The 25,788-nt window shown below is 63.8% G+C and carries 21 protein-coding genes and 1 tRNA gene; 12 read left to right on the top strand and 10 right to left on the bottom strand.

Annotation, left to right across the window (positions count from 1 at the left end):
* The gene (locus tag FXB38_RS37675; RefSeq protein WP_148755992.1) at positions 1-1,260 is read right to left on the bottom strand and encodes an ABC transporter substrate-binding protein; all 1,260 of its coding nucleotides are present in this window, start codon (positions 1,258-1,260) and stop codon (positions 1-3) included.
* A gap of 165 nt (positions 1,261-1,425) precedes the next feature.
* On the opposite strand from FXB38_RS37675, the gene FXB38_RS37670 reads away from it, so the two are divergent.
* The gene (locus FXB38_RS37670; protein WP_148755991.1) at positions 1,426-2,184 is read left to right on the top strand and encodes an SDR family NAD(P)-dependent oxidoreductase; all 759 of its coding nucleotides are present in this window, start codon (positions 1,426-1,428) and stop codon (positions 2,182-2,184) included.
* Between the two features lie 207 nt (positions 2,185-2,391).
* Here FXB38_RS37670 and FXB38_RS37665 read toward each other — a convergent pair.
* From FXB38_RS37665 to FXB38_RS37645, 5 genes are all read right to left on the bottom strand, one after another.
* A tRNA-Lys gene (locus tag FXB38_RS37665) sits at positions 2,392-2,467 on the bottom strand.
* Between the two features lie 167 nt (positions 2,468-2,634).
* The gene (locus FXB38_RS37660) at positions 2,635-3,231 is read right to left on the bottom strand and encodes a Spy/CpxP family protein refolding chaperone (RefSeq protein WP_148755990.1); all 597 of its coding nucleotides are present in this window, start codon (positions 3,229-3,231) and stop codon (positions 2,635-2,637) included.
* 227 nt (positions 3,232-3,458) lie between these two features.
* Entirely contained in the window at positions 3,459-4,460 is a 1,002-nt protein-coding gene (locus tag FXB38_RS37655; RefSeq protein WP_148755989.1) for a TRAP transporter substrate-binding protein, read from the bottom strand.
* 283 nt (positions 4,461-4,743) lie between these two features.
* Positions 4,744-6,306 (bottom strand): 2-isopropylmalate synthase, encoded by a 1,563-nt coding sequence (locus tag FXB38_RS37650; RefSeq protein ID WP_148755988.1) that lies wholly within the window; start codon positions 6,304-6,306, stop codon positions 4,744-4,746.
* A gap of 721 nt (positions 6,307-7,027) precedes the next feature.
* A complete protein-coding gene (locus FXB38_RS37645; protein WP_148756048.1) occupies positions 7,028-7,273 on the bottom strand; it encodes a hypothetical protein in 246 nt (81 codons plus the stop codon).
* Between the two features lie 244 nt (positions 7,274-7,517).
* Here FXB38_RS37645 and FXB38_RS37640 point away from each other — a divergent pair, with 244 nt between their 5' ends.
* The 10 genes from FXB38_RS37640 (at position 7,518) to FXB38_RS37595 (ending at position 19,108) form a co-directional block, all read left to right on the top strand.
* Entirely contained in the window at positions 7,518-8,741 is a 1,224-nt protein-coding gene (locus FXB38_RS37640; RefSeq protein WP_148755987.1) for an SMP-30/gluconolactonase/LRE family protein, read from the top strand.
* Positions 8,742-8,827: 86 nt separating this feature from the next.
* Positions 8,828-9,571 carry a 3-deoxy-manno-octulosonate cytidylyltransferase gene (locus FXB38_RS37635; protein ID WP_148755986.1) on the top strand — a complete coding sequence of 248 codons (744 nt, stop codon included), beginning with the start codon at positions 8,828-8,830 and terminating at the stop codon, positions 9,569-9,571.
* 50 nt (positions 9,572-9,621) lie between these two features.
* Entirely contained in the window at positions 9,622-10,740 is a 1,119-nt protein-coding gene (locus FXB38_RS37630) for a D-alanine--D-alanine ligase family protein (RefSeq protein ID WP_148755985.1), read from the top strand.
* A gap of 41 nt (positions 10,741-10,781) precedes the next feature.
* Positions 10,782-11,885 carry an NAD(P)/FAD-dependent oxidoreductase gene (locus FXB38_RS37625; RefSeq protein ID WP_148755984.1) on the top strand — a complete coding sequence of 368 codons (1,104 nt, stop codon included), beginning with the start codon at positions 10,782-10,784 and terminating at the stop codon, positions 11,883-11,885.
* Positions 11,886-12,113: 228 nt separating this feature from the next.
* The gene (locus FXB38_RS37620) at positions 12,114-13,358 is read left to right on the top strand and encodes an ABC transporter substrate-binding protein (protein ID WP_148755983.1); all 1,245 of its coding nucleotides are present in this window, start codon (positions 12,114-12,116) and stop codon (positions 13,356-13,358) included.
* Positions 13,359-13,450: 92 nt separating this feature from the next.
* Entirely contained in the window at positions 13,451-14,326 is an 876-nt protein-coding gene (locus FXB38_RS37615; RefSeq protein ID WP_148755982.1) for a branched-chain amino acid ABC transporter permease, read from the top strand.
* Position 14,327: 1 nt separating this feature from the next.
* On the top strand, positions 14,328-15,254 hold the full coding sequence (locus FXB38_RS37610) for a branched-chain amino acid ABC transporter permease (RefSeq protein WP_148755981.1): 927 nt from the start codon (positions 14,328-14,330) through the stop codon (positions 15,252-15,254).
* Positions 15,254-16,735, top strand: coding sequence for an ATP-binding cassette domain-containing protein (locus FXB38_RS37605; RefSeq protein WP_148755980.1), 1,482 nt, complete (start codon positions 15,254-15,256; stop codon positions 16,733-16,735). The genes FXB38_RS37610 and FXB38_RS37605 overlap by 1 nt, the downstream gene beginning before the upstream one ends.
* A 42-nt stretch (positions 16,736-16,777) precedes the next feature.
* Complete coding sequence (locus tag FXB38_RS37600) at positions 16,778-18,016, top strand: ABC transporter substrate-binding protein (protein WP_148755979.1); 1,239 nt, start codon at positions 16,778-16,780, stop codon at positions 18,014-18,016.
* Positions 18,017-18,208: 192 nt separating this feature from the next.
* Entirely contained in the window at positions 18,209-19,108 is a 900-nt protein-coding gene (locus FXB38_RS37595; protein ID WP_148755978.1) for an SMP-30/gluconolactonase/LRE family protein, read from the top strand.
* A gap of 33 nt (positions 19,109-19,141) precedes the next feature.
* Here FXB38_RS37595 and FXB38_RS37590 read toward each other — a convergent pair whose 3' ends face one another.
* The 4 genes from FXB38_RS37590 to FXB38_RS37575 all read right to left on the bottom strand — a co-directional run bounded on the left by FXB38_RS37590 (position 19,142) and on the right by FXB38_RS37575 (position 23,944).
* Positions 19,142-20,101, bottom strand: a complete 960-nt coding sequence (locus tag FXB38_RS37590; RefSeq protein ID WP_148755977.1) for an ABC transporter permease — start codon at positions 20,099-20,101, stop codon at positions 19,142-19,144.
* Positions 20,098-21,210, bottom strand: coding sequence for an ABC transporter permease (locus FXB38_RS37585; RefSeq protein WP_148755976.1), 1,113 nt, complete (start codon positions 21,208-21,210; stop codon positions 20,098-20,100). The genes FXB38_RS37590 and FXB38_RS37585 overlap by 4 nt, the downstream gene beginning before the upstream one ends.
* Positions 21,203-22,750 (bottom strand): sugar ABC transporter ATP-binding protein, encoded by a 1,548-nt coding sequence (locus FXB38_RS37580; protein WP_148755975.1) that lies wholly within the window; start codon positions 22,748-22,750, stop codon positions 21,203-21,205. Before FXB38_RS37580 ends, FXB38_RS37585 begins: the two co-directional genes overlap by 8 nt.
* A gap of 63 nt (positions 22,751-22,813) precedes the next feature.
* Positions 22,814-23,944 (bottom strand): sugar ABC transporter substrate-binding protein, encoded by a 1,131-nt coding sequence (locus FXB38_RS37575; RefSeq protein ID WP_148755974.1) that lies wholly within the window; start codon positions 23,942-23,944, stop codon positions 22,814-22,816.
* Positions 23,945-24,413: 469 nt separating this feature from the next.
* Between FXB38_RS37575 and FXB38_RS37570 the strand changes: the two genes are divergently transcribed.
* Positions 24,414-25,724 (top strand): ABC transporter substrate-binding protein, encoded by a 1,311-nt coding sequence (locus tag FXB38_RS37570; RefSeq protein WP_148755973.1) that lies wholly within the window; start codon positions 24,414-24,416, stop codon positions 25,722-25,724.
* The last annotated feature ends 64 nt before the right edge of the window (positions 25,725-25,788 follow it).

Genomic DNA, 25,788 nt, shown 5'->3' with positions numbered 1-25,788 from the left:
TCAGTTGCCCTGCTTCCGCGCCGCTTCGATCGCTTTGGCTGCGTCCTGCGGGCTCATGCTGCCACCGGCGATCTCCGCTGTGACATCGTTGACGACGCGACCGACCGAGGGGCCGAGGCTCTGGTCATAGAAGTTCTGGTGGTAGTTCGACTTCGCGAGATTGGCCGCGATCAGCTTCATGAAGGCGTTGTTGAGGCCGGCGTCCGCGCCCTGGACCACGGGGATAATGTAGTTGCCCGCCGCAAGCCGCGTCTGCACGTCCTTCGAGACGAAGTACTTCAGGAAATCGACCGCTTCCTTGGGGGAGTCCTTGGTGATCAGCCAGCCGGTGATGCCGCCCAGCGTATCGGTCGGCGCGCCCTTGCCGCCCGCGACGACCGGAAAATCGAACCAGCAGATCTTGTCTTCGCTCAATCCGACCTTGTCGGCGGCAAGCGCGCGCTGCAAATTATAGACGGTCGAGATCGCGAGCGTCATCGCGGCCTTGCCGTCGCCGAAATAGCCGACGGCCTGCGGGTTCTTGAAGCCGAGAAAACCGTTCTGGAACGGCTGGAGATCAACGAGCTGCTTGAACAGCTCGCCGGATTTCTGGAAGGTTTCGCCGGCAAAGCCACCGTTCTCGCCGCGCAGCGCCGCATCGAAGGCCGCCTTGCCGCCGACGCGCACTGCAAGATGCGTCCAGTAGAAGTGCAGCGGCCATTTGTCGGCGCCACCGACCACGATCGGCGTGACACCGGCTGCCTTCAGCGTCTTCACGGCGGCAAGCAGATCGTCCCAGGTCTTGATCCCGGCGGGATCGACCTTCGCCTTTGCCATCAGGTCCTTGTTGCAGAGGAAGCCGACCTGCGACAGCGCGACGGGCAGTCCATAGACGCGGCCATTGCTGGTGAATGCAGCGAGCGCTGCCGGCGTGAGACTGTCGCTGTAGCCCTTCACCTGATCGGTGATGTCGTCGAGGACCCCGGCCTCGATCTGTGTCTTCAGGACGCCACCGGCCCAGCTGTAGATGATGTTCGGCCGGTCCTTGGATTGCAGGATGGTGGGCAGCTTGGCCTTATAGGCCTCGTTCTCGAGGAACTGCATCTCGACCTTGACGCCCGGATGCGACGCCTCATAGCTGCGTGCGACCTCCTCCCAGATCTTCACCTGGGCTGGATTAACCTCGATGTGGAGCCATTTCACCGTGGTGTCGGCTGCGGCGACGTTGGCGCCAAGCAAGCATGCAGTCGCGGCGAGTCCCAGCTTCCCGAGCAGTCTCATCACATCCTCCCAACCGGCTTTTATTCGTTGGCTGCAATCCTGCCCTCAGTTTCTGAGGTACGCAACTAAAATTCTGACCTATGCACCTCACGCGGGGAATGGCTAAGGTCTGGAAAAGAATCGGGGCGGCCCGTCGCGTCACCCGAAACAAGCTGAGAGGTGCCCATGGCTGCCATCTATTCCGACCTCGCCGGCAAGGTTGTGCTCGTCACCGGAGGTGCGGCGGGGATTGGCGCTGCGATCGTGCGGCGCTTCGCGGAGCAGAAATCCAAGGTCGTGTTCTTCGACATCAAGGTCGAGGAGGGTCAACGCCTGGCGCGCGAGCTATCCGATCAGGGACTGGCTGCGCATTTCCAGCACGTCGACCTGACCGACATCCCCGCACTGCGCGCCGGCGTGGAGAAGGCACGCAAGACGCATGGCGCGATCAATATCCTGATCAACAACGCCGCCCATGACGAACGGCACAACACCGAGGAGATGACGCCGGAATATTGGGACGACCGCGTCGCGGTAAATCTGAAACACCAGTTCTTTGCGTCGCAAGCCGTGCTGCCGGACATGAAGGCTGCGAATGCCGGGGCCATCATCAATTTCGGCTCGGTGTCGTGGATCGCCGGACAAGGTGGCATGGCCGCCTACACCGCCAGCAAATCAGGCGTGATCGGCCTGACGCGCTCGCTGGCGCGCGACTACGGTCCCTACAATATCCGCGTGAACGCGATCGCGCCGGGCTGGATCATGACCGAGCGCCAGCTCGAGAAATGGATGACGCCGGCGGGCGAGATCGAACTTCAGCAGCGACAGTGCCTGAAGCGCAGGCTGGTGCCGGACGAGGTCGCGAAATTCACCGTGTTCCTCGCCTCCGACGAGGCCTCCGCCTGCACCTCCCAGCACTATATCGTCGATGGTGGCTGGGTGTGATGCCTTGAGTATGCGCCGTTGTTCGGGCTACTCCGCGCGATAGTGCTGCTGCCAACGCAGCACGTAAGCCTGCAATCGCGCGGCGGGCTAGCGCAACACCGACCACTGAGGGTGTAATTCTCAAACGTTTGGCCGATTGACCCTCAACGCGTGGTCGAACGTTCTCTCACCGTTCTACGCGACCCCGTCGTAAGTCTTTGGAATGCTTGGTGGGCGCACCAGGGCTCGAACCTGGGACCCGCTGATTAAGAGTCAGCTGCTCTACCAACTGAGCTATGCGCCCGAAAGGCGGTCAATGCCTTGCGAGGCCGGTCGTTTAGCAAAGCGATCCGGGTCTGGCAAGCGATGTGGCGCATGTTTTCCAAGGTTCTTCCACAGCCCCGGAAATACGAAAAGCCGCCGGATTCCAGCGGCTTCTCAGAGGTTAATACCCGGGGAATCCCGGTGCGCTCAAAGGCGCCCTTCCCGATCCGGGCCGTCGTCGCGGTCGCCGCCGCGGAAGTGGTCCATGCCACGCTCCATCATGCGGTCCATGCCGCGTTCCATGAAGCGGTGGGGCGGGCCGTCCTCGCCGCCGCCGAACGGGCCGCGGTGGCGGGTCAGCAGGGCGAGGCGCCGCTTCTGGCCGTCATCCAGGGTCTTGTAGAGCGGATCGGCGGCATCGGCGATCTTCTTCAGGGCCGCGGAGGTGGCGCTCATGTCCTCGGCGCGCTGGCGCAGGCGGGCGACCGGATCCTCCGGCTTGTCGGCATCCTTCGAAGCATCGCCGGGGCCGGCATTCATCCGCGCATTGGCGCGGTCGATGCGCAGCTTGGCGAAGTCGCGCACGGCGGCCTCGACCGGCGGCCACAGCTTCTCCTGGTCGGCGTTGAGCTTCAGCCCGGCATGGACGGCGGCGATCCGCGCGTCGACGAAGGCGGCGCGGTCTTCGGGGTTCATGCGGATGTGGCGGAAGTGCTCCATCCACGGGCGATGAAATTGGGCATAGACCGCGCCCGACCCGGCGATGCTGAGCACGGCGATGGCGGCGATGGTGAACTTCCTCATGACGTACCTCCTCTGGAAGGATGTCCTGAAGATGAGGGTCGCGAGGCCAAGGTGCAACTTACAACTTGGACAGGGAGGGCGTTCTTTCAGAGGTATAATTCACTTGAACGTCCGTTCAGCCACCGCCCGGACATCATTCGCAACAAAAAGGGCCTCCGTGCAGCCCGCACGGAAGCCCACCTTCATATTTCGTTTGGATTCGCTCGACGTGCGCTCGGTTCGTCGTGCTAGTTCGTCGTGCTCTTCGATTCCTTCAGGAATTCGTCGATCAGCGGCTGGCCGACGCGGCTCGCCGCATCCTTGTAGACCGGCTCCATCGCCTTGCGCATCGCCTCGTCCTGCTCCGGCGTGAGCTTGATGATCTCGCTCTTGCCGCTCTTCTTGATCTCGGCGAACGCGTCATCGTTCTCCTTCTGCGACTGCGCGTTGTTGAAGTCGGTCGCTTCCTTCATCGCCTTCGACAGCTGGTCGCGGATGTCGGCCGGCAGATCGTCCCAGAACTTCTTGTTCACGATCACGACGTAGCCGATGTAGCCGTGATTGGTCTCGGTGATGTACTTCTGCACCTCGTGCATCTTCTGGGTATAGATGTTCGACCAGGTGTTCTCCTGGCCGTCGACCACGCCGGTCTGCAGCGCCTGGTAGACTTCCGAGAACGCCATCACCTGCGGCAGCGAGCCGAGCGCCTTGAACTGCGCCTGCAGCACGCGCGAGGACTGGATGCGGAACTTGACGCCCTGATAATCGGCCGGCGTCACCAGCTTCTTGTTGGCGCTCATCTGCTTGAAGCCGTTGTCCCAATAGGCAAGGCCGGTGATGCCCTTGGAGTCCAGCAGCTTGAGCAGCCGCGCGCCAAGCGGGCCTTCCGTCACCTTCCGCAGCGTCTTCAGGTCGGGAAGGATGTACGGGAGATCGAACACCTCGAACTCACGGATGCCGAGCGGGCCGAACTTGGAGTTGGACGGCGCCAGCATCTGCACGCTGCCGAGCTGAAGCGCCTCGAGCTCTTCCTTGTCCTTGTAGAGCGACGAGTTCGGATAGACCTCGATCTTGACCTTGCCGCCGGTGTACTTCTCGGCGAGCTCCTTGAATTTCTCGGACGCCTTGCCCTTCGGGGTGTCGGTCGCGACGACATGGCTGAACTTGATGATGATCGGGTCGGCGCTGGCGGGGCCGGCAAGGCTCAAGGCCCATGCCGCAACGGACGCCGCGATCACGAAGGTGCGCATAATCTCTCCCTGTTGTTTTTGGGCCGCCCGGCGCGCGGGCGGCCTGTCCTCGTGCCGGGAGCATCAATACAGGCTGGCGCCCATGCGTGCTATTGGCCGTTAGCAGGGCAGCTATTCATAGAGAACGCCGTAAGCGCCGCTGTGCTCCCTCTCCCGCTTGCGGGAGAGGGGCGGGTCTCCGCGAGCGAGAAACCCCGAGAGGAGAGAACCCCCACCCGCCACGCTTCGCGTGTCGGCCTCTCCCGCAAGCGGGAGAGGCGAAGCCAACGCGCAGCTTCGCTTCTCAGCTTGCCGCGGCCGTCGTCACGGTGTCGCGCTGGCGCTTCATGACGATCTTGTTGAGCGCGCCGAGATAGGCTTTTGCGGACGCCACCAGTGTGTCCGGATCCGCCGCACGCGCCGTCATCGCACGTCCCTCATGCGACAGCCGCACCGACACTTCCGCCTGCGCGTCGGTGCCTTCGGTCACCGCGTGGACCTGGTACAGCTCGAGCTTGGCTTCGTGCGGCACCAGGCGCTTGATGCAGTTGAACACCGCATCGACAGGACCGTTGCCCTCGGCCTCCTCGATCTTGATCTGGCCGTCGACGTCGAGCTTCATGGTCGCGCGCTGCGGGCCATGGGTGCCGGCGATCACGGTCAGCGAGGTCAGCTTGATGCGGTCGTGCGACGCCGCCATCTCCTCGTCGACCAGCGCCTCGATGTCCTCGTCGTAGATGTCCTTCTTGCGGTCGGCGAGCGCCTTCATCCGCGTGAACGCATCTTCCAGCTGGTTCGGACCGAGCTTGTAGCCCATCTCCTCCAGCTTGTGCACGAAGGCATGGCGTCCGGAATGCTTGCCGAGCACCAGCGAGGATTGCTTCAGGCCGACCATTTCGGGCCGCATGATCTCGTAGGTCGAGGCGTCCTTCAGCACGCCGTCCTGGTGAATGCCGCTCTCATGCGCAAACGCGTTCCGGCCGACGATGGCCTTGTTGTACTGCACCGGGAACGAGGTCGCCGCCGACACCACCTTCGAGGCGCGGGTCAGCTGCGTAGTGTCGATCTTGTTCCAGAACGGGAATTTGTCGTTGCGGACGTTGATCGCCATCACAATCTCTTCGAGCGCGGCGTTGCCGGCGCGCTCGCCGATGCCGTTGATGGTGCACTCGACCTGGCGCGCGCCGCCGACCACGCCGGCCAGCGAGTTCGCCACGGCCATGCCGAGGTCGTTATGGCAGTGCACGGAGAACACCGCCTTGTCGGAGTTCGGCACGCGCTCGATCAGCGTCTTCATGAAGTGAGTGTATTCGTCGGGCGTGGTGTAACCGACGGTATCGGGGATGTTCACCGTGGTGGCGCCGGCCTTGATCACGGCTTCGACGATGCGGCACAGATAATCCATCTCGCTGCGGGTGCCGTCCTCGGCCGACCATTCGACGTCGTCGATCTGGTTGCGGGCGCGCGCGACCATCGCGACCGAGGTCTCGAGCACCTGCTCCGGGGTCTTGTTCAACTTCACCCGCATATGCAAAGGCGAGGTCGCGATCACGGTGTGAACGCGGCCGCGTTTCGCAAATTTCACCGCTTCAGCGCAGCGGTCGATGTCGGCCGGGTGCGCACGCGACAGGCCGGCGATCACGGCGTTCTTGGAACGGCGGGCGATCTCGCTCACCGCCTGGAAGTCGCCTTCGGAGGTGATGGGGAAGCCGGCTTCGATGACGTCGACGCCCATATCATCCAGCAGCTCCGCGACCTCGAGCTTCTCCTCGAAAGTCATGGTGGCGCCGGGGCACTGCTCGCCGTCGCGCAGCGTGGTATCGAAAATGATGACGCGGTCCTTATCGGACTTGTTCGCGGGGGCCATTATCAAATTTCCTTTTGAGCTTTCGCGCCGACAGTCTGCTGGGCGCTTGAGGTGTCCGGTGATCTCGACCAACCCCTGAGCGCCCAGGCGCGTGGCGCCCAGCCGGCCCTCAGGGGCAAGTAAGAAGAAGCCCGCCGATCAGGAGGGTGGGCAGCAGCGCGGCCGGGATCGTGGCGGCGGCCAGAGCCACCTCCCCCGAAATCCCATCGATTTGGCCGCGAATCAGCATTGCCAGACCCTTTTGAGCCCCAAATCCTCGGGCAAAACCGTTGACGGTTGGTTGCCGGGAGGCTCAGTGCGTCGTTTCTAGACGAGAAATGACCGCAACTGCAACGCCAAAAGATGGTCAGCATGGGTGACCCACCGCTTCACGGTGTCATCCCGGCGAAAGCCAAGAACATGCCGCGAAGGTCTATCGATGGCTGACGGTCTGAACGACCGGTCTTCACCAAACTTCTGCCTTGGATAGTCAGTCCTGCTTGCGGGAGGACGACGATAGGAGGTGTTGCGCGCAACTTCCTCAACGTCATTGCGAGCGAAGCGAAGCAATCCAGAGTCTTTCCGCGACGGGCAGTCTGGATTGCCTCGCTTCGCTCGCAATGCCGGAATTGCTTTTGTGAGTGCGGGCCATGCTCACCATCATCGTTAGGGCGCATACCTCCAGCGACAACCGCGTCGCGGTCACGCAAGGATGACGGTCGAGCTTGTTGTCTCTGGAAAGCTACCCCGTACGACGCGAGCGGGCCCTGCTTTCCCAGCGATCCAGCATCTGGCCGAGTTCACCGAGGGCGGGGGACGGAGTTTCGTTGGTGTTGGCGGGAACGGTGGGGCTAAGCCAGTCCGGTTGCCTATAGCCGCCCGAGCGGCGAGCCGATGCACGCCGTTTGCGGGACTGGAAATCGCGCGTGAAATAGCCGGCCGCATACGCGATCCCGAGCAACACGATCAATGTAATGATACCCTGCACCATTTGCTGCGGCCTTTCTCCCAAGGTTTTCTGCGCAGCAATAGAGGCGACGTCAAGGCTTGACGGGGCCCAAACTGGGGCTCGGTTAATTCCCCGAAGGCACGCGAATTGTCGCGTCACACCGGGCCGAACAGCGGTTCACACATATTCCTGGCCGCCCTCGCAACCGGGGATGAATGGGACTAACCTTGCACTTGCTCGGCCGGATCAACCGGCTAGCTGAACATGACCCGGGAGGACGCGAATGACACGCCAACAGCAGCGTGAGCAGGATGTTGCGCTTTCACGACGAACGCTGGTGCAGGGACTTGCGCTCGGCGCCGCGGCCACGATCGCCGGAACGGGCACTGCGCTGGCCCAGACCGGACCCGCCGCCCCGCCGACGACGATCACCACACCGCCGCGCGACTTCGGCCCCCGCGGCGCACCGACCACCTATTTCTGGGACCCCGATATCATCGCGGTCGATCCGTCCTTCAACGATCTCGCGCAACCCAACACCGCGATCAAGCGGCTCTACACCGGCGTGCTCTGGGCTGAAGGTCCGGCATGGAGCGCTCAAGGCCGCTATCTGCTCTGGAGCGACATTCCCAACAACAGGCAGATGCGCTGGAGCGAGGACGACGGCCGCGTCAGCGTATTCCGCGCGCCCTCCAACAATTCCAACGGCAACTCGTTCGACTTCCAGGGCCGTCAGCTCTCCTGCGAGCATCTGACCCGGCGGGTGACGCGCTACGAGCATGACGGCACCGCCACCGTGCTGTGCGACAATTACAACGGCAAGAAGCTGAACTCGCCGAACGATGTCGTCGCGCATCCCGACGGCAGCTACTGGTTCACCGATCCGCCCTATGGCGGCCAGCTCTATGAAGGTGAGCCCGATGCGGCGGGCGGACCGAGCAATGCGCCCGGCAAGCTCAATCCGCGGATCGGACAGCCGGCCGGATTCGCACCTGGCAAGCGCGAGCTGCCGACCAATTGCTATCGCATCGATTCCTCAGGCCGCGTCGATCTCGTCGTCACCGAGGAGCAGGTGCCCGATCCGAACGGGCTGTGCTTCTCGCCCGACTTCAAGAAGCTCTACGTCGTCTCGACCGGCAAGGGACCGGGCGACACCGGCCCCGGCGGCAAGGGCGAGATTTTCGTGTTCGATGTCGGCAGCGACAACAAGCTGTCCAACCTGAAGAGCTTCTCCGATTGCGTGATCGACGGCGTGAAGTGCGGACCCGACGGCGTGCGGTGCGACGTCAACGGCAATGTCTGGGCTTCCAGCAATGCCGGTCGCGCCGTCGGCTATAACGGCGTGACGGTGTGGTCGCCGGAGGGCAAGCTGCTCGGCCGCATTCGACTGCCGGAAGTCTGCGGCAACATCTGCTTCGGCGGACCGAAGCGCAACCGCCTGTTCATGGCCGCGAGCCAGTCGCTCTACGCGGTGTTCACCGCGACGCAAGGTGCGGGGCCGGGCTGAGCAGGCGTGAGCTGAATTGTAACGAGGCGCCGGCGTGCCCCGCTGGCGCCTCAGACATTTGCCCATTCAGGGAGCGGAAGGTTTCGATGCGTCCGATCGTGATCATACCCGCCCGGCTTGGTTCGACCAGGCTCCCAGGCAAGGCGCTGACGGATATCAACGGTCAGCCAATGATCGTCCACGTCTGGCGAAGAGGTCTCGAGGCCGATATCGGCCCCGTCGTCGTTGCCTGCGGCGATCAAGCCATCGTGGAGGTCATCGACGATTTGGGCGGACGGGCCGTCCTGACCGACCCAACCCTCCCGACGGGGTCGGATCGTGCGCACGCGGCACTGCAGTTGATCGACGCGGAAGCGGCATACGATGTCGTCGTTGTCCTTCAGGGTGACCTGCCGACCATTGATCCGGCGACGATACGTGCGACGATGGAGCCGTTGTCCCGGCATGCCGATTGTTCAATTGCTACGCTCGCCACCGAGATCGAGGATCCCATCGAGCTTCAGGCACCGAGCGTTGTGAAGATCGCCCTTGCGATCCACCCGGAAGAAACCATCGGTCGCGCGGTTTACTTCAGCCGGGCCGTGATCCCCTCAGGAGCGGGGAAGCACTATCATCACGTCGGCATGTACACCTATCGACGCGAGGCGTTGACGAAATATGTCAGCCTCGCACGCGGCGTCCTCGAGCAGCGCGAGAGCCTTGAACAGCTCAGAGCGATCGAGCACGGCATGCGGATGGATGCGAAGGTGATCCAGACGGAGCCGTTAGGCGTGGACACGCTGGCCGATCTCGAGCGCGCCCGAGAACTTTTGACGGTCAGGTCGATCTAGTCTCCGCAGGCAACACGTGACTTCCAGACAGGGCGCGTGATAATTGAGCCATGGCAGACAAAATTCGCGTCGTTGTTCTCTATGGCGGCAGGTCCGGTGAGCATGAGGTCTCGCTGAAATCGGCGGCCTCCGTGCTCAGGCATCTCGACCGCGCGCGCTTCGAGGTGATCCCGGTCTCCATCGACAAGACCGGCCGGTGGCAGTGGAACGATCTTGCCAGGATCGATCCGGCGCAGGCGGCCTTGCCGATCTTGCCCGATGCACCCGAGATGCGGCTCGCCCGAGGGGCTGACGGACGTGGCGTTCTCGTGCCGATCTCCGAAAGCGCGACAGGCCCGATCGAGATCGACGTCGTGTTTCCGGTCATGCACGGCCCCCTTTGCGAGGACGGCACCGTGCAGGGTCTTTTGGAGCTGGCCGAGGTCGCCTATGTCGGCTCGGGCGTTCTCGCCTCCGCCGTCAGCATGGACAAGGATGTCGCCAAGCGGCTCGCGGAATTCGCCGGCGTTCCGGTCGCGCCCTATCGCGTGCTCACCCGCAAGGCCTTCGCCGCGGACCGCGCCGCGTCTCTCGCCAAGGCGGTCGAGGGGCTGAGCCTCCCGGTGTTCGTCAAGCCGTGCAACATGGGCTCCAGTGTCGGCATTCACAAGGTCAAGACCTGGGATGAACTCGGCACGGCGCTCGATGATGCGTTTCGCTATGACGTCAAGGTGCTGGTCGAACAGGGCATCGACGCGCGCGAAATCGAGGTCGCGGTGCTCGATGGCGAGACGCTGTTTGCGAGCGTCGCCAGCGAGCTCAATCCGAACGCCCATCACGAATTCTATTCGTACGAGGCCAAATATCTCGACCCCGACGGCGCCCGCGTCGATCTTCCGGCCAGGCTCGACCCGGCGCAGATGGAGCGCGTCCGCGCGCTCGCGGTGCAAGTGTTCGCGGCCCTCGAATGCAGCGACCTCGCGCGGGTCGATTTCTTTCTCGACCGGCAAACCGGCGAATTCTGCTTCAACGAAATCAACACCCTGCCCGGCTTCACGTCGATCAGCATGTATCCGAAGATGATGGAGGCCTCGGGCGTTCCGTATGGAGAGCTGCTGACGCGCCTCGTCCATCTGGCGCTGGAGCGATACCAGCAGCGTCATGCCTTGGAACGCGGCTATTCGAGCTAGGTTGTCTCCTCAACGGTAGGCCCCAGGTCAGGGATAAAGCCATGCGCGTTGTGATCTGCGGCGGCGGCGTAATCGGGGTCTGCACAGCTTATTTCCTCCGCCGCCTCGGCGTCGATGTCATCGTCGTCGAACGGACGGAATTGGCGGCCGCGGCCTCCGGCAAGGCCGGCGGTTTTCTGGCATGTGACTGGTGTGCGGGCACGCCGCTCGATGCGCTGGCGCGGCGCAGCTTTGCGCTTCACGCGCAGCTGCCGGAAGAGATCGCGGGCGATTGGGGCTACCGCCCGATGAGCGCATATGGCGGCTACGTGGCGCCCGATGGCGATCCGCGGCGGACTGCGCCATCCGCACTTGGCTGGCTCAGCGATGGCATCGTGATCGCGCAGCCCATCGGCACGACCGAGACGACCGCGATCGTTCATCCGCGAAAGTTCACGTCGGCCGTGATGAAGGCGGCGCTCGCGCAAGGCGCCGAGCTTCGCCCCGGCCGCGTCACCGGCATCGTTCGCGATCCGCATGGGACGCGCGCGAAAGGTGTCGAGGTCGAAGGCAGCACCATCGAAGCGGATGCCATCGTGATTGCGATGGGACCATGGTCGCTGCTCGCGGCGCAATGGATGAGCCTGCCCGCTGTCTATGGCCAGCGCAGCCCGAGCATCGTCTACGACCTCGGCTCCAACGTGCCGGCCGATGCGTTGTTCCTGGAATGCGAGACGGATGGCGGCGGCGTGTCGATCGAGGTCTTTCCACGCGCCGACGGCAGCACGCATATCACGGCGCTGTCCGACATCGCGCCGCTGCCGCTCGATCCGGCGGCCGTGACGCCGGACCGCGATGCGGTTGCGCGCCTGCAAGCCATGTCGGAGCGGCTGTCGCCGCTGTTTCGCCCTGACAAGATCATCGCGCAGCAGGCCTGCTTCCGTCCCGTGACCGAGGACGGCCTGCCGCTGATCGGCCGGGTGCCGCAGAGCGACCGTCTCTACGTCGCGACCGGACATAATGTGTGGGGCATCCTGAATGCGCCCGCGACCGGCGAGGCCATGGCGCAGCTCATCGCCGAAGGCGGAACGCCTCAGGTGGATCTCGCGCCGTTCGATCCCGCCCGGCTCGTGCCGCTCGATCCATCGCTGCTGCAAGCGCGCTAAGCAGCTCAGCGATCCTTTCTTGTGGCCCCGAATGCTCATGCATGCCCGCCGCCGAAATCTGCATGCCTGCGCGCGGAATATCGATCCGCTCTGCCCGATATTTGCGCAAGCGCTAGACTTTAGTCCCCAACGTACAATCCTGAATACAGTTTCACTTGCCGGGGATTCTCTCGTCGTTATAGTCCCGCCCAATAGCTCAAAGAAGCTTGGTTCAAGGGAGAGAACAACATGAATAAAGTACTCTCTGGTGCATTGCGAAGTGCACTTGGTGCGGTCGCCATCGGCGCATTATTGGCAGCGTCAGGCCCGGCTTTTGCGGCTGATCCGATCAGGATCGGCGTGATCGCGGAAGCGCAGGCGATCGCCGGCGCATCGATCCCGCAGGCGGCGCAGCTCGCCGCCGACGAGATCAACGCCAATGGCGGCGTCGACGGCCGCAAGATCGAGATCATCGGCTACGACAATCACTCCTCCTCGGCAGATTCGGTGCGCGCGTTCCAGCGCGCGGTGAACGAGGACAAGGTCAACGCGGTCATCGCCAGCTATATCAGCGAAGTGGTGCTTGCGCTGGAGCCCTGGGCTTCGCGGCTGAAGACGCCGTTCGTCACGCCGGGTGCCGCCTCCAACGAGATCAGCAAGAGCGTCCACGCCGACTACGAGAAGAACAAGTACACCTTCCACGGCTATCTGACCTCGGCGGCATTGGCGCTCTCGGTCTGCGACGGCGCCAAGGACCTGCTCGTCGACAAGATGCACATGAAGACGGCGGTCATCATGAGCGAGGACGCCGCCTGGACCAAGCCGCTCGATGTCGGCTACGAGGAATGCCTGCCCAAGATCGGGCTGAAGGTGCTCGACCACATCCGCTTCTCGCCCGACACCACCGACTTCACGCCGATCTTCAACAAGATCGAGGGCGCCAAGCCCGACGTGATCATCACCGGCATTTCGCATGTCGGGGTGCAGCCGACGGTGCAGTGGAAGAATCAGCAGGTGCCGATCCCGATGTTCGGCATCTCCTCGCAGGCGACCAACGAAACCTTCGGCAAGGACACCAACCAGGCCGCCGAAGGCGTGCTCTATCAGGGCGTCTCCGGGCCCGGCGTCGCGGTGACGCCGAAGTCGGTGCCGTTCGCGGAGAACTTCAAGAAGAAGTTCGGCAACTATCCCTCCTATGCCGGCTACACCGCCTATGACGAGGTCTATTACATCGCCGACGCCGTGAAGCGCGCCGGCTCGACCGATGCCGACAAGCTGGTCGAGGCGCTGGAGAAGACCGACTGGGAAGGTACGATCGGCCGCGTCCAGTTCTACGGCAAGGACGATCCGTTCACGCATTCGATCAAATACGGCAAGGGCCTGATCACCGGGCTGATGCTGCAATGGCAGGACGGCAAGCAGAGCGCGGTCTGGCCCAAGGACGTCGCCAAGGTCGACATCAAGTTCCCGAGCTTCATCAAGCTCAGCAACTGATCCGACATGCTCCCGGGATCACTTCCCGGGAGCTTCCAATTGCGGCGCCCCGCAGCACCTTTTCCTCTAGTGAGACTCTTGGCCAATCATAGATGCGAGCTTTCCAGATTCTGATCGATGGCTTTGCCATCAGCGCTCTCTACGCTCTCGGCGCCACCGGCTTCACACTGATCTTCGGCGTCTCCGGCGTGCTCAACCTCTCCCACGGTGCCATCATGGTGGCGGCAGCGGTGGCGGCTTGGGCCGCCGCCAGCGTGCTCAATGTCGGCACCTATGCCGGCGCGCTGATCGGGGTCGGCGTCGCCCTCCTCGCGGCGTTCGCCACCTACTTTGCGGTGGTGAAGCCGATCCAGGATTCCCGGCGCATCCCGAACGAGGAGAAGGAGATCTTCGTCCTCACGGGAACACTGCTCTGGGGCATCATGATCCAGGAGCTGATCGCCTATTTCTTCACCAACAACGCCAAGACGGTGCTGCCGATCGTCGAGGGCGTCGTCGAGATCCTCGGCGTCCGCACGCCGAAGAACGAGATTTTCACCGCGATCGTGTGCTGCCTCGTCATCGCGCTGCTGTGGCTGCTGGTGAACCGCACTCGCACCGGCAAGGCGGTGCTGGCGGCCTCGATGAACCCGCGCGGCGTCACCCTGCTCGGACTCGAGCTCACCAACATCTACATCGTGGTGTGGGCGATCTACGGCATCCTCGCCGGCGTCGCCGGCGTGCTGCTCGGCATGTTCTTAGGGGTGAGCTCCTACAGCGTGGGTCCGCTGACCGCGAGCGCATTCTCGATCGTCGTGCTCGGCGGCCTCGGCAGCGTCTCCGGCTCGCTGATCGCGGCCTTTGTGGTCGGCTATCTCGAGACGCTGACGGCCTATCTGGTCTCGCCGGCCTACCGCACCATTCCGGCGCTGCTGCTGCTCGTGTTCGTGATGTATATCCGGCCCCAGGGCCTGCTGGGGAGGCGCTGAGATGGCGGGCTTCTTTACCTCGCGCCTGTTCTTCGTCTCGCTGGCGCTCGTGATCATCGCAGCTACGCTGCCGCTCTATGTCTCCGGCTATGTGCTCGGGCTCCTCACCGTCGCATTTTATTTCGGCGTGTTCGCGATGGCCTGGGACCTGCTGTTCGGCTTCGCGGGCGAGGTCAATTTCGGACCGACCTTCCTGATCGGCGTCGGCGCCTACACTGCCGGCATCCTCAATGCCCAGTTCGGCTGGTCGGTCTATCTCTGCATCGTGCTGGGCGCGCTCGCCTCTGTCATCGCCGGCCTCGTGCTGGCGCTGCCGGCGCTGCGCGTGCGCGGGCCGTATTTCGGCCTGACCACGCTGGTCGCCGTCTTGATGCTGCAGAACTTCATCGTGGTGTTCGCCGACCTCACCGGCGGCGAGATCGGGCTGACCATCCCCGACGTCATCACCATCAGCGCCGGCGCCAATTACTGGATCGCGCTCGGCTTTATGACGATCTCGGCGGCGATCCTCTACGGCCTGTCGCAATCGCCGGTTGGCCTCGTGCTGCAAGCCAGCGGTCAGGATCCGGTGCAGGCCGGCGCGCTCGGTTTCAACATCGTCAAGCACAAGCTCGCCGCCTTCATCGTCAGCGCGTTCTTCTCAGGCCTGTCAGGCGCGTTGCTGGTGTTCTACTTCGGCACCGCCTCGGTCGGCACCGTCGTCGACGTCGCGGTCGGCGTCAACGTGATCGTGTCGGCTGTGCTCGGCGGCCGCCGCACCGTGCTCGGCGCCGCACTCGGCGCGATCTTCCTGATCGTCGCCGGCGAATTCCTGCGCCCCACCGGCGAGCTCGCGACCTTCATCGTCTCGGCGGTGGCGCTGCTCGTCGTGCTGTTCTTCCCCGGCGGCTTTCTCGGAGCGGCCCTCTCGCGCGAGGCTCGCTCGTAATGGACCAGAGGCTTTCAAACCGTCCCGTGCTCGAAGTCCGCGGCCTGACCAAACGCTTCGGCGGATTGACGGCGGTGAAGAACCTCGGCTTCGAGGTCAACAGCGGCGAGATCTTTGGCCTGATCGGGCCGAACGGCTCGGGCAAATCCACCGCGATGAAGAGCGTGATGGGCATCGAGCGCCCGACCGCGGGCGAAGTCGTGTTCGAGGGGGAGAACGTCGCCGGCCTGCCCGCGCACAGGATCGCGCGCAAAGGCTTCGGCATGGTGTTCCAGCATTCGCGGCCGCTGAACCGGCAGACGGTGCTGGAGAACATCATGGTGGCGCTGTTGCCGGACAGCCTGTTCATGCTGTTTCCGGACAAGGCGCTGCTCGATCGCGCCAAATGGATCGCCGATCGCGTCGGGCTCGGCAACGTCATGAACCGCCGGCCGCCGACGCTGCCCTTCGCCGATTTGCGCCGGCTCGAGCTCGCCAAGGCAATCGCGCGGGACCCAAAAGTGGTGCTGGTCGACGAGCCCTTCGCCGGCCTCACTCGCGCCGAGGTCGATGTCTTCTCCGACCTGATCCGCAGCTTTCGCGACGAGGGCCGCGCGGTGATGCTGGTCGACCACAACGTCAAGAGCGTCGCGGCGCTGGTCGACCGCGTGCTCGCGATGTATCTCGGCGAGGAGATCGTCACCGGCAAGGCCGACGACGTCATGAAGAATGAGACCGTGCGCCGGGTCTATCTCGGCGGCGCCATCGCGACCCATGCACGGCCCGAGACCGGCTTCAAGGACAAGGTGCCGCTGCTCCAGGTCGAGAATGTCAGCGTCCATTACGGCAAGGCGCAGGCGCTGGAGAATGTCTCGATTCACATCCATGAAGGCGAGTTCGTCTCGGTTGTCGGCCTCAACGGCGCCGGCAAGACCACGCTGTTCAACACCATCTCAGGCTTCTTGCCCTATAGCGGCGAGATCATCCGCGGCGGCGAAAAGCTCCGCGGCACCAGCCCGGCCAAGATCGCCCGCAGCGGCCTCGTGCAATGTCCGGAATCACGCGAACTGTTCGGCGAGATGAGTGTGCGCGAAAACCTCGATCTCGGCGGGCAACATCTCACCGATGACAAGCGCGCCGCGCAGCTCGCCTGGCTGTTCGAGCTATTCCCGATCCTGAAGGAGCGCCAGGGCCAGCTGGCGCAGACGCTGTCCGGCGGCGAGCAGCAGATGCTCGCGATCGGACGCGCGCTGATGATGCAGCCGCAGATCCTGATCCTGGACGAGCCGACGCTGGGCCTCGCACCCGTCATCCTCGAGCTGTTGTCCAAGGCGCTGGAAAAGCTGCGGCAGACCACGTCGATCACGGTGCTGCTCGGTGAGCAGAATGTGACCTTCGCGCTGCCTCATGCCGACCGCGTCTATGTGCTGGAGCACGCAAGGATCGTCTGGGAGGGCGATCCCGGCCGCTTCGCCGCCGAGGCCGGCGCCGATTTTCTGTAGTTCGCACCTATCAATAACAAAACAAGCGAAAGGGAAACGACCATGCGATCATCGAGCATTTTGAGCTCTCACCTCCTCACCTCCACGCTGGCGCTCTGCCTCGCCGTCCCCGCCTATGCGCAATCGGGCGACCCGATCAAGATTGGCGTCATCGCCGAGGTGCAGTCGATCGCGGGTGCTGCGACACCGGGCGGCGCGCAGATCGCCGCCGACGAGATCAACGCCAAGGGTGGCATCCTCGGTCGCAAGGTCGAGATCGTCACCTATGACAACAAGAGCTCCTCGGCCGACTCGGTACGAGCCTTCCAGCGCGCGGTGAGCGAGGACAAGGTCTCCGCGGTGATCGCGAGCTATATCAGCGAGGTCGTGCTGGCGCTCGAGCCCTGGGCGGCGCGCCTGAAGATGCCGCTGATCACGCCCGGCGCCGCCTCGAACGAGATCACCAAGGCGATCCACAACGACTATGAGAAGAACAAGTACACATTCCACGGTTATCTGACCTCGGCCGCGCAAGCGCAGATCGTCTGCGACGCGGCCAAGGATCTCCTCGTCGACAAGCTCAAGTTCAAGACGGTCGCGATCATGAGCGAGGACGCCGCCTGGACCAAGCCGCTCGATGTCGGCTACGAGGCCTGCTTGCCCAAGGCCGGGCTGAAGGTGGTCGAGCATGTGCGCTTCTCGCCCGATACCACCGACTTCACGCCGATCTTCAACAACATCGAAGGCAAGAAGCCTGATGTGATCGTCACCGGCATCTCGCATGTCGGCGTGCAGCCGACGGTGCAGTGGAAGAACCAGCAGGTGCCGATCCCGATGTTCGGCATCAGCGCGCAGGCGCTGAGCCCGACCTTCTGGAAGGATACCAATGGTGCTGCCGACGGCGTACCGTCACTGGCCGTCGCAACGCCCGATGTTGCCGTCACATCCAAGACGAAGCCGTTCGCGGCGGCCTTCGCCGCCAAGTTCGGCACGCCGCCGGCCTATACCGGCTACACCGCCTATGACGAGGTCTACATCATCACCGACGCCATCAAGCGCGCCGGCTCGACCGATCCCGACAAGATGGTCACCGAGATGGAGAAGACCGACTTCGAGGGCACGATCGGCCAGATCAAGTTCTACGGCAAGGACGACGAGTTCACCCACGGCATCAAGTCCGGCGCGGGCGCGGTCACCGGCCTCGTCTTCCAATGGCAGGACCAGAAGCAGGTCGTGGTCTGGCCGGAGAAGATCGCGGAAGGCAAGCTGAAATTTCCGAATTTTGTGAAGCTGTCGCAGTAAAAAAGTGGAACAAGGCCACCGCAACGATGTGATGCCCGGGCAGAAGCGCGTCTTCGCGCTAGATGTCCCGGGCATTTCATATCTCGCTCGATGCGCCCCTGAAGTGAAGCCCGCTTGCAAATTCGGCAGGGTCGCTCACAGTAAGGGTGCACGCAGGCAACTCCAAGAATCTGCGGCCATCAAGGAGGACCCATGCTCCCTTATGTCGCGCACGACCTTCGCTTCGAGCGGCTCGTCATCGGCCATGTCAATCTCGAGAAACTCACCAGCGGTTGCCGCTGGGCCGAAGGCCCCGCCTATTTTCCGGCCGGGCGCTACCTGATCTGGTCCGACATTCCGAACAACCGGATGATGCGTTTCGACGAGACCGACGGATCGGTGTCGGTGTTCCGCGCGCCGAGCTTCAATTCAAACGGCAACACCACCGATCGCCAGGGGCGGCTGGTCAGTTGCGAGCATTTCATGCGGCGCGTCACCCGCACCGAGCACGATGGCTCGATCACCGTGCTGGCGGATGCGTTCGAGGGCCGCCGGCTGAATTCGCCCAACGACGTCGTGGTCAAGTCGGACAATTCGATCTGGTTCTCCGATCCGACTTACGGCATCGACAGTGACTATGAAGGGCAACAAAGTCCGTCCGAGATCGGCGCCTCCAACGTCTACCGGATCGACGGCAGCTCCGGCGTCATCACGCGCGTCGTCTCCGACCGGGTGCAGCCCAACGGGCTAGCCTTCTCGCCGGACGAAACCCGACTCTATGTCGCCGACACCGGCGCGACTCATGTCCGCGGGCTGCCGCCGACGATCTGGTCTTATCAGGTCAAGGGGCAAACAGTCGGGGAAGCCTCGCTGTTTGCAACCTGCCCGGACGGGCTCTATGACGGCTTCCGCTGCGACATCCATGGCAACATCTGGACGTCGGCGGGGCGCAGTGTGTTCTGCTATGCGCCGGATGGCACGCATCTCGGTACGGTCCCGATCGGCGAGATCGTTGCCAATGTCTGCTTCGGCGGCCCGCGCCGCAACCGCCTCTACATCTGCGGACAGACCTCGCTGTATTCGATCTACCTCAACACGCGGGCGGCGGTGTAGGGAGCGATCGCAACCAGAAAGAGACGTGTCGCGTCAACTCGTAACGCGTTCGCCGCGCCCGTAGACCAGCAGCATGAAGATGATGACGAGGCCATAGATCACCTGGCGGCCGGCCTCGGGCATGTCCATAATCGACAGCACGCTGTTGAGAAGCACGATCAGCACGACGCCGATCAGTGTCCCGAGATAACGGCCGCGGCCGCCAAGGATGTTGGTGCCGCCGATCACGACCGCCGCGATCGACGGCAGCAAATAGGCATCCCCCATGCCCTGATACGCCTTGGTGGAGTAGCCGGCGAGCAGAACGCCGGCGAGCGCGGCTGCGACACCGCACAGGACGAAGCAGATCACGGTGATGCGGCGGGTATCGACGCCGGCCAGATACGCGGCCGCCTCCTTGTTGCCGATGGCATAGACGTAGCGGCCAAGCGTCGTGCGCTGCAGAACAATCGTGACAAGTACCGACACGGCGATCCAGACGAACAAGGCGTTGGGAATGCCGAGCGTGCGGTCGCCGGCGAGCATCCGCATCAGGTCGGTGGCGCCGGTTTGCGGCGCGTAGCCGCCGGTATGGGCGACCATCAGGCCGCGCATCACCGCGTTGACGCCAAGCGTGAAGATCATCGAGGGCACGCGCAGATACGCAACCCCGATGCCGTTGATGAGACCGACCAGAAGCCCGACCCCGAGCCCGACCGGAATTGCAAGCGGCCCGCCGATCGTTGTCGCCATCATCGCGGCCCCGGCAAGCGTCCACGGCACCGACAGGTCGATCTGGGCGATCAGGATCACCATCATCATCCCCGCGGACACGATGCCGAGGAAGGCGCCGATCTGGAGCTGCTGCAGCAGATAGGCCGGTGACAGCAGCGGCGCACTGCCGAAGCGCGCAAATGTATAGATCGTTCCCGCCACCAGGATGACGAGGATGAACAGGGCCGCGATCAGGATCGGGCGGTCATCGCGAGAGAGACTGAGGGAGGCCGAACTCATCGGAACAGCTCCAGCGTATTCTTGACGCGCAGCACGCCGAGCGCGCCGATACTGACCGCCGCCAGCAGGATCAGGCCCTCGAACAGCGGTTGCAACAGCGGGGCGATGTCGAAGATGCGGAAGAAGAACGAGATGACGCGCAGCACCATCGCACCGAAGATCGAGCCGATCGCGCTGCCGGTCCCGCCGAGTAGCGAGGTCCCTCCGATGACGACGGAGGCGATCGAGTTGAGCGTGTAGGCGCCGGCCTGCGGGATGTCGGCATTGCCTGAGGATGTCTGGATGGCGAGGAACAGGCCGCCACAGCCAGCGAAGAAGCCGGCGAGCGTGAAGGCCGCGATCTTGGCACGCTCGATCGGAAGGCCGGACATGTAGGCTGCGCCTTCGGCCGAGCCGACCGCATAGACGGCCCGGCCAAGCACGGAGCGGCGGAACGGCACCCAGACCAGGAGCGCGATCAGGACGAGCAGCACGAACGGCACCGGGATCCAGGCCACCGGCGCAAACCAGCCGGCTCCGCCATCATCGAAGATATGGACGGTCGCGGCGAAATCCCCGAGCGAGTTGGTCAGCGCCCAGTTGAGATCCTCGTCGATCTTGCCGCCCGGCGTCGGCCGCAGGAACAGCGCGATGCCGATATAGACCGCCCCGGTCGCAAGCGTCGCAATGATCGGCTGGATGCGCCCATAAACGACGACGCAGCCGTTGACGAAGCCGGCCAGTGCGCCGGTCGCAAGACATATGACGATCCCGAGCAGGATGCCGCTCACGCCGCCGGGAAAGATACCAAGGCCGAGATGCAGGCCGAAGATCTCGAGATGCAACGGGCTGCCCCCCGCCGCTCCCGTGAGCAGGTAGCTCGCGAAACACCCCACCATGGTCATGACGGCGCCCACGGAGAGATCCAGCCCCGACGCCAGCACCGGCACGGTCTGCGCCATCGCCAGCATGGCGAGTGCAAAGATCTCGTCGCCGTTCTGCACCAGAACCGCCGACGAGAAGCCCTTGGGGTGGGCGAGGTTGTAGAGCAGATAAAGGATGGAGAACAACAGGACGGCGGTGACGATGCCGATGTTCTGGCGAATCCTGATAGCGACATCGTCAAGCATGGACGGCTCCGGATGTGTCCGGCGTCGCGGCGTCGATGTTGAGCGCGCTGGCGATGATGTTGGTCTCGGTGAGCTCATCACCTTCAAGCTCGCGCACGATGCGCCCGTCATACATGATCGCCACCCGGTCGCAGCAGCCGATGAGCTCGTCATAGTCGGTCGAGTAGAACAGGATGGCAGCGCCCTGGTCGGCGAGCTCGCGCATCAGCCGGTAAAGCTCCTGCTTGGTGCCGACGTCGATGCCGCGCGTGGGATCATTGAGCAGGATGAGCTTGGGATCGGTCATCAGCCATTTGGCGAGAACGACCTTCTGCTGGTTGCCGCCGGAGAGCGTGGCGACGGCGTCGCCGGGCGCGCCGATCTTGATCTGCAGCCGCGCGATGGCACGCTTGATTGCATCGGTCTCGCGCGCGCGGTCGACCAGAGGTCCGGTCGAGATCGCGTCGAGCGAGGCGATCACCAGATTGTCCGATATCGACATCGGCAGCATCAGGCCTTCGGTCTTGCGGTCCTCCGGCACGAGCGCGATGCCGACCGACTTCGCCGCCGCCGGCGAGCCCGGACGCACCCCGCGGCCTTCGACGGTGATTTGCCCGGAGACGCCACGCAGCACGCCGAACAGCGCGAGCAGCAAGGATTTTTGCCCTTGGCCATCCAGCCCGCCGAGGCCGATGATCTCGCCGGCGCCGACGCGGAGCGAGATGCGATCCAGGCGCTTGTCCCAACTCAGGTTCTCGATGGTCAGCACCGGCTTCGTCGATCCGCGCGCGGGCTTGGGCGGATACTGGGTGGCGATGTCGCGCCCGATCATGAGCTGAACGATATCGGCGGTCGACCTCCTGCCCTGGTCGAAGGTCTCGATATGACGCCCGTTGCGGAACACGGAAGCACGGTCGGCCAGCGCCTCGACCTCGTGCATCCGGTGCGAGATGTAGAGAATGGCAACGCCCTCGGCCTTGAGCCGTGCCAGCATGGCATACACCTTCTCGACGTCGGCACTGGTGAGGGCCGATGTGGCTTCGTCGAGGATCAAGAGCTGCGGCTTCTTGCCGAGCGCCTTGGCGATCTCCACCACCTGGCGGCGCGACAGCGGCAGGTCGCGCACGCGCATCAGGGGATTGACGTCCTCGCATCCGATCTCGGCCAGCAGCTCCTCGGCGCGGCGGCGCTGCGCCCGCGCGTCGATGAGGCCGAAGCGGCGCGGCGGCGACGCGATCGAGATGTTGTCCGCGACCGAGAGGTCGGGCATCAACGACAATTCCTGGAAGATGCAGACGACGCCGGCTGCATTGGCGGCGGACGGTGTCGCGAAGGTCACATCGTGTCCGCCGAGCCGCATGGTGCCGGTATCGGGCTGGACGACGCCGGCGATGATCTTGATCAGCGTCGACTTGCCGGCGCCGTTCTCGCCCAGCACCGCGTGGATCTTGCCGCGCTCGCATGCGAAGTCGACGCCTTCGAGCGCCCGCACTCCGGCGTAACGCTTGGAGATTCCGGACAGGGTGAGGAAGGCGGATTGGCTTAGAGTAGCGTCCGGCATGGCGGGCTCACGCAGCAGCGGCCCGGCCAAGGCCGGGCCGCAACCGGAACATCTCCGGTGCGCTCACTGGGTGTTCTTCTCGCTCTGCGACATGATCTCCGGCGCCGTGAAATTGACGCCGCAGGGCGCGAACTGGTTCGGTGCGAAGAAGTTTGCGTTGAGGTCCGGCCAGTAGTTGGTGCCGGGCTTCAGATCCTTGTAGGTCGCGACCGGGATCGGGATCGAGATGAGCTGCGGCATCACATTGCCCTGCAGCGCTGAGATCGCCGCCTTGGTGGCAATGGCGACCAGCGCCGGAGACTGGCCATAGGACATGCCTTTGAGCCCGTCCTTGGCGTGATCGGCGATCTGCTTGCGGTACTCGTTTTCGCCCTCGCCCGACATCGGGACGAAGGGATGCTTTGCCGACATCATCGCCTGCACGGTGCCGTCGGAGCCGCCTTGCGTGAACACGCCGTCGAAATGGCCGTGCACCGCGAGCGCGTCCGCCGTCACCTTCTGCGAGGTGCCGGTATCCCAATTGCCGACCACTTCGGTGATCTTGAAGCTGTTGCCCGGCGCTTCCATGACCTCGCGGAAGCCGAGATGGCGGTCCCGGTCGACCGAATTGCCCGGCAGGCCGCGGACCTCGAGGATGTCGCCCGCCTTCTTGCCGCTCTCATCGATGAGCCACTTCGCCGACATGCGGCCCATTTCCTTCTGGTCCTCGTTGACCATCATCACCTTGTCGGTGTCGAGGACGTTGTCGAAGGGCACCACGACCACATTGTTCTTGTCGGCGAGGCGGATAATACGGTCGAAGCCATCGGGGGCCACCGCGATGGTGACGATGGCGTCAAAACCCTGATTGATGAAGTCCTCCATCGCGCCGAGTTGCGCTGCAACATCGGTTCCGGTCGAGACGACCTTGAACTCCTTGATGTTCTCCTTGATGCCCGGCTGCGAGGCGAAGGCCTTTGCAGTCTTCACCATCTGGATGCGCCAGGTGTTGCCGACGAAGCCGTTGACGAGCGCGATCTTGTAGGGACCAGGCTTCTTGTCCCACTGGAAGAACTTGGTTTGGGCGGACCAGGGCTTGAAGCAACCCGGATCGGCGCCCGGACCGGACACGACCTTCGGCCCTGCCAAGGCACTGACCGGGGACAGCAACAGGCCAACGCAAGCGAGCCCCGCAAAACGAAGCGTCCACACCATGTCTCTTCTCCCTGAGCTTTTGTTTCGACCCTTAACGCGGCACGATGGCCAAGCCGGGAATTGGGCTTCCCGTGCAATTTACCCCGCTAGGATGGCACGCAATCTCCGATGCGCACAAGCCGAATGCCGGTCGTAAGCCTGGCCTGCGGCGAGCGCGCGGGAGCGAGACCATCACGATTGCGGGAGACGACGTCGCGTCGGGCCGAAGCTGAAAGCACACGCGCGACAAGCGGATGTTCGCGTCCGCGCATGATGCAGGCAACGGAACGATCCGTGGTGAGGGACAGCGGAGCGGTCTCTTCCTGAGCGCTCCACAAAAAGAATGATACTCAGGGAAAAATGCCGATCTGATCCACGCACGGCCGCGATCTGCCTGGTGCGGTGCATGTTGACTTTCACGAGCGCCCTCCAAATACTCGCCAAAAAACATAAAACCAGTCGCAAACGACGGTTCGGAGGGAGGGATAGGATGCCGACTTCACGCAGGCAGCTGCTGAAGGGTACGGCGGCTGCCGCCGCCACACTCAGCCTCGATTGGACCCGGGCCCAGGCGCAAGCCGAGAATTTGCGCATCGGCCTGATCTACGACCTCACCGGCCCATTTGCCGCCGGCGGCTCGGTCGCCTCCTCGGTCGGCGCCCAGATCGCCATCGATCTCGTCAACGAGACGGGCGGCATCGGCGGCAAGACCAAGATCGTGCCGGTTGCGGCCGACTCCCAGAGCAAGGCTGATGTCGCCATCAACGAAGCCGAACGGCTGATCAGCCAGGAGAAGATCGACATCATCAACGGCGTCTATTCCAGCGCGCATGCGGTGCCAATGGCCGCGAAGGTCGAGCAGCAGAAGAAAATCCTCTGGATCACAACCGCGGTCTCGACGGCCGTGTTCAAGGACAAGAACCTGCAATATGTGTTTCGCGCGCAAATCCACTCGGACCAGTACGGCCAGGCCTTTGCCGGCTTCATGAGCGAGCACGCCAAGGCGAAGCTCGGCATGGAGCCGAAGGACGTCCGGATCGCACTGATCCACGAGGATGGCCCTTACGGCGTCGGAGTCGCCGCCGCGGACGAGGCCTATGCCAGGGAGGCCGGGCTCCAGATCGTGTTGAAGGAAGGCTATTCGGCCTCGGCGCCCGATCTCTCGGTGCTCGTGACCAAGATCAAGCGCGCCAAAGCCGACGTGATCTCGCATGCCGGCTACAACCCTGACATCACCCTGTTCCTGCGCCAGGCGCGCGAGAGCGGCCTGCGCTTCAAGATGCTGTTCGGCGCCGGCGCCGGCTACAGCCAGCTGGACAAGCTGCGCGCGACCTTCGGCGCCGACATCGACAATTTCTGCAACATCGATCCGGTGCCGGCACAACTGCTCGATCCGTCGAAGCTCGCGCCCGGCATAGGCGATCTCATCAAGACCATGGTTACGCGCTACCAGGCCAAGACCGGCGCGACCGACGTGCCGCCGCACTGCTCGATGGGTTTCAACCAGACCTGGGTGCTGCTCAACAACGTGCTGCCGGTGGCGAAAGAGAAGTACGGCAGCTTCGAGCCCGAAGCGATCCGCAAGGCCGCGCTCGACGTCGACATCCCCGCCGGCGGCACTATCCAGGGATACGGCGTAAAATTCTTCCCGCCGGGCACGCCACTCTCCGGCCAGAACGAACGCTCGACGCCGGTGGTGATGCAGAACGCGGGCGAGCACATCTCGGTGGTGTGGCCGACCAACATCCGCACCCAGGATCCGGTGTTTCCGCTGCCGAAGGGCTCGACTTACGGGACGTAGCAATGAATGTGCTGAAACAGCTCGCGGCACCTCGGCGCCGTCTTCCCCTCTCCCCTTGTGGGCT

Source organism: Bradyrhizobium cytisi (assembly GCF_008123515.1).
GTDB classification, from domain to species: domain Bacteria; phylum Pseudomonadota; class Alphaproteobacteria; order Rhizobiales; family Xanthobacteraceae; genus Bradyrhizobium; species Bradyrhizobium cytisi.
The sequence above is the reverse complement of the archived record's forward strand: the minus strand, read 5'-3'. Positions and strand labels throughout refer to the sequence as shown.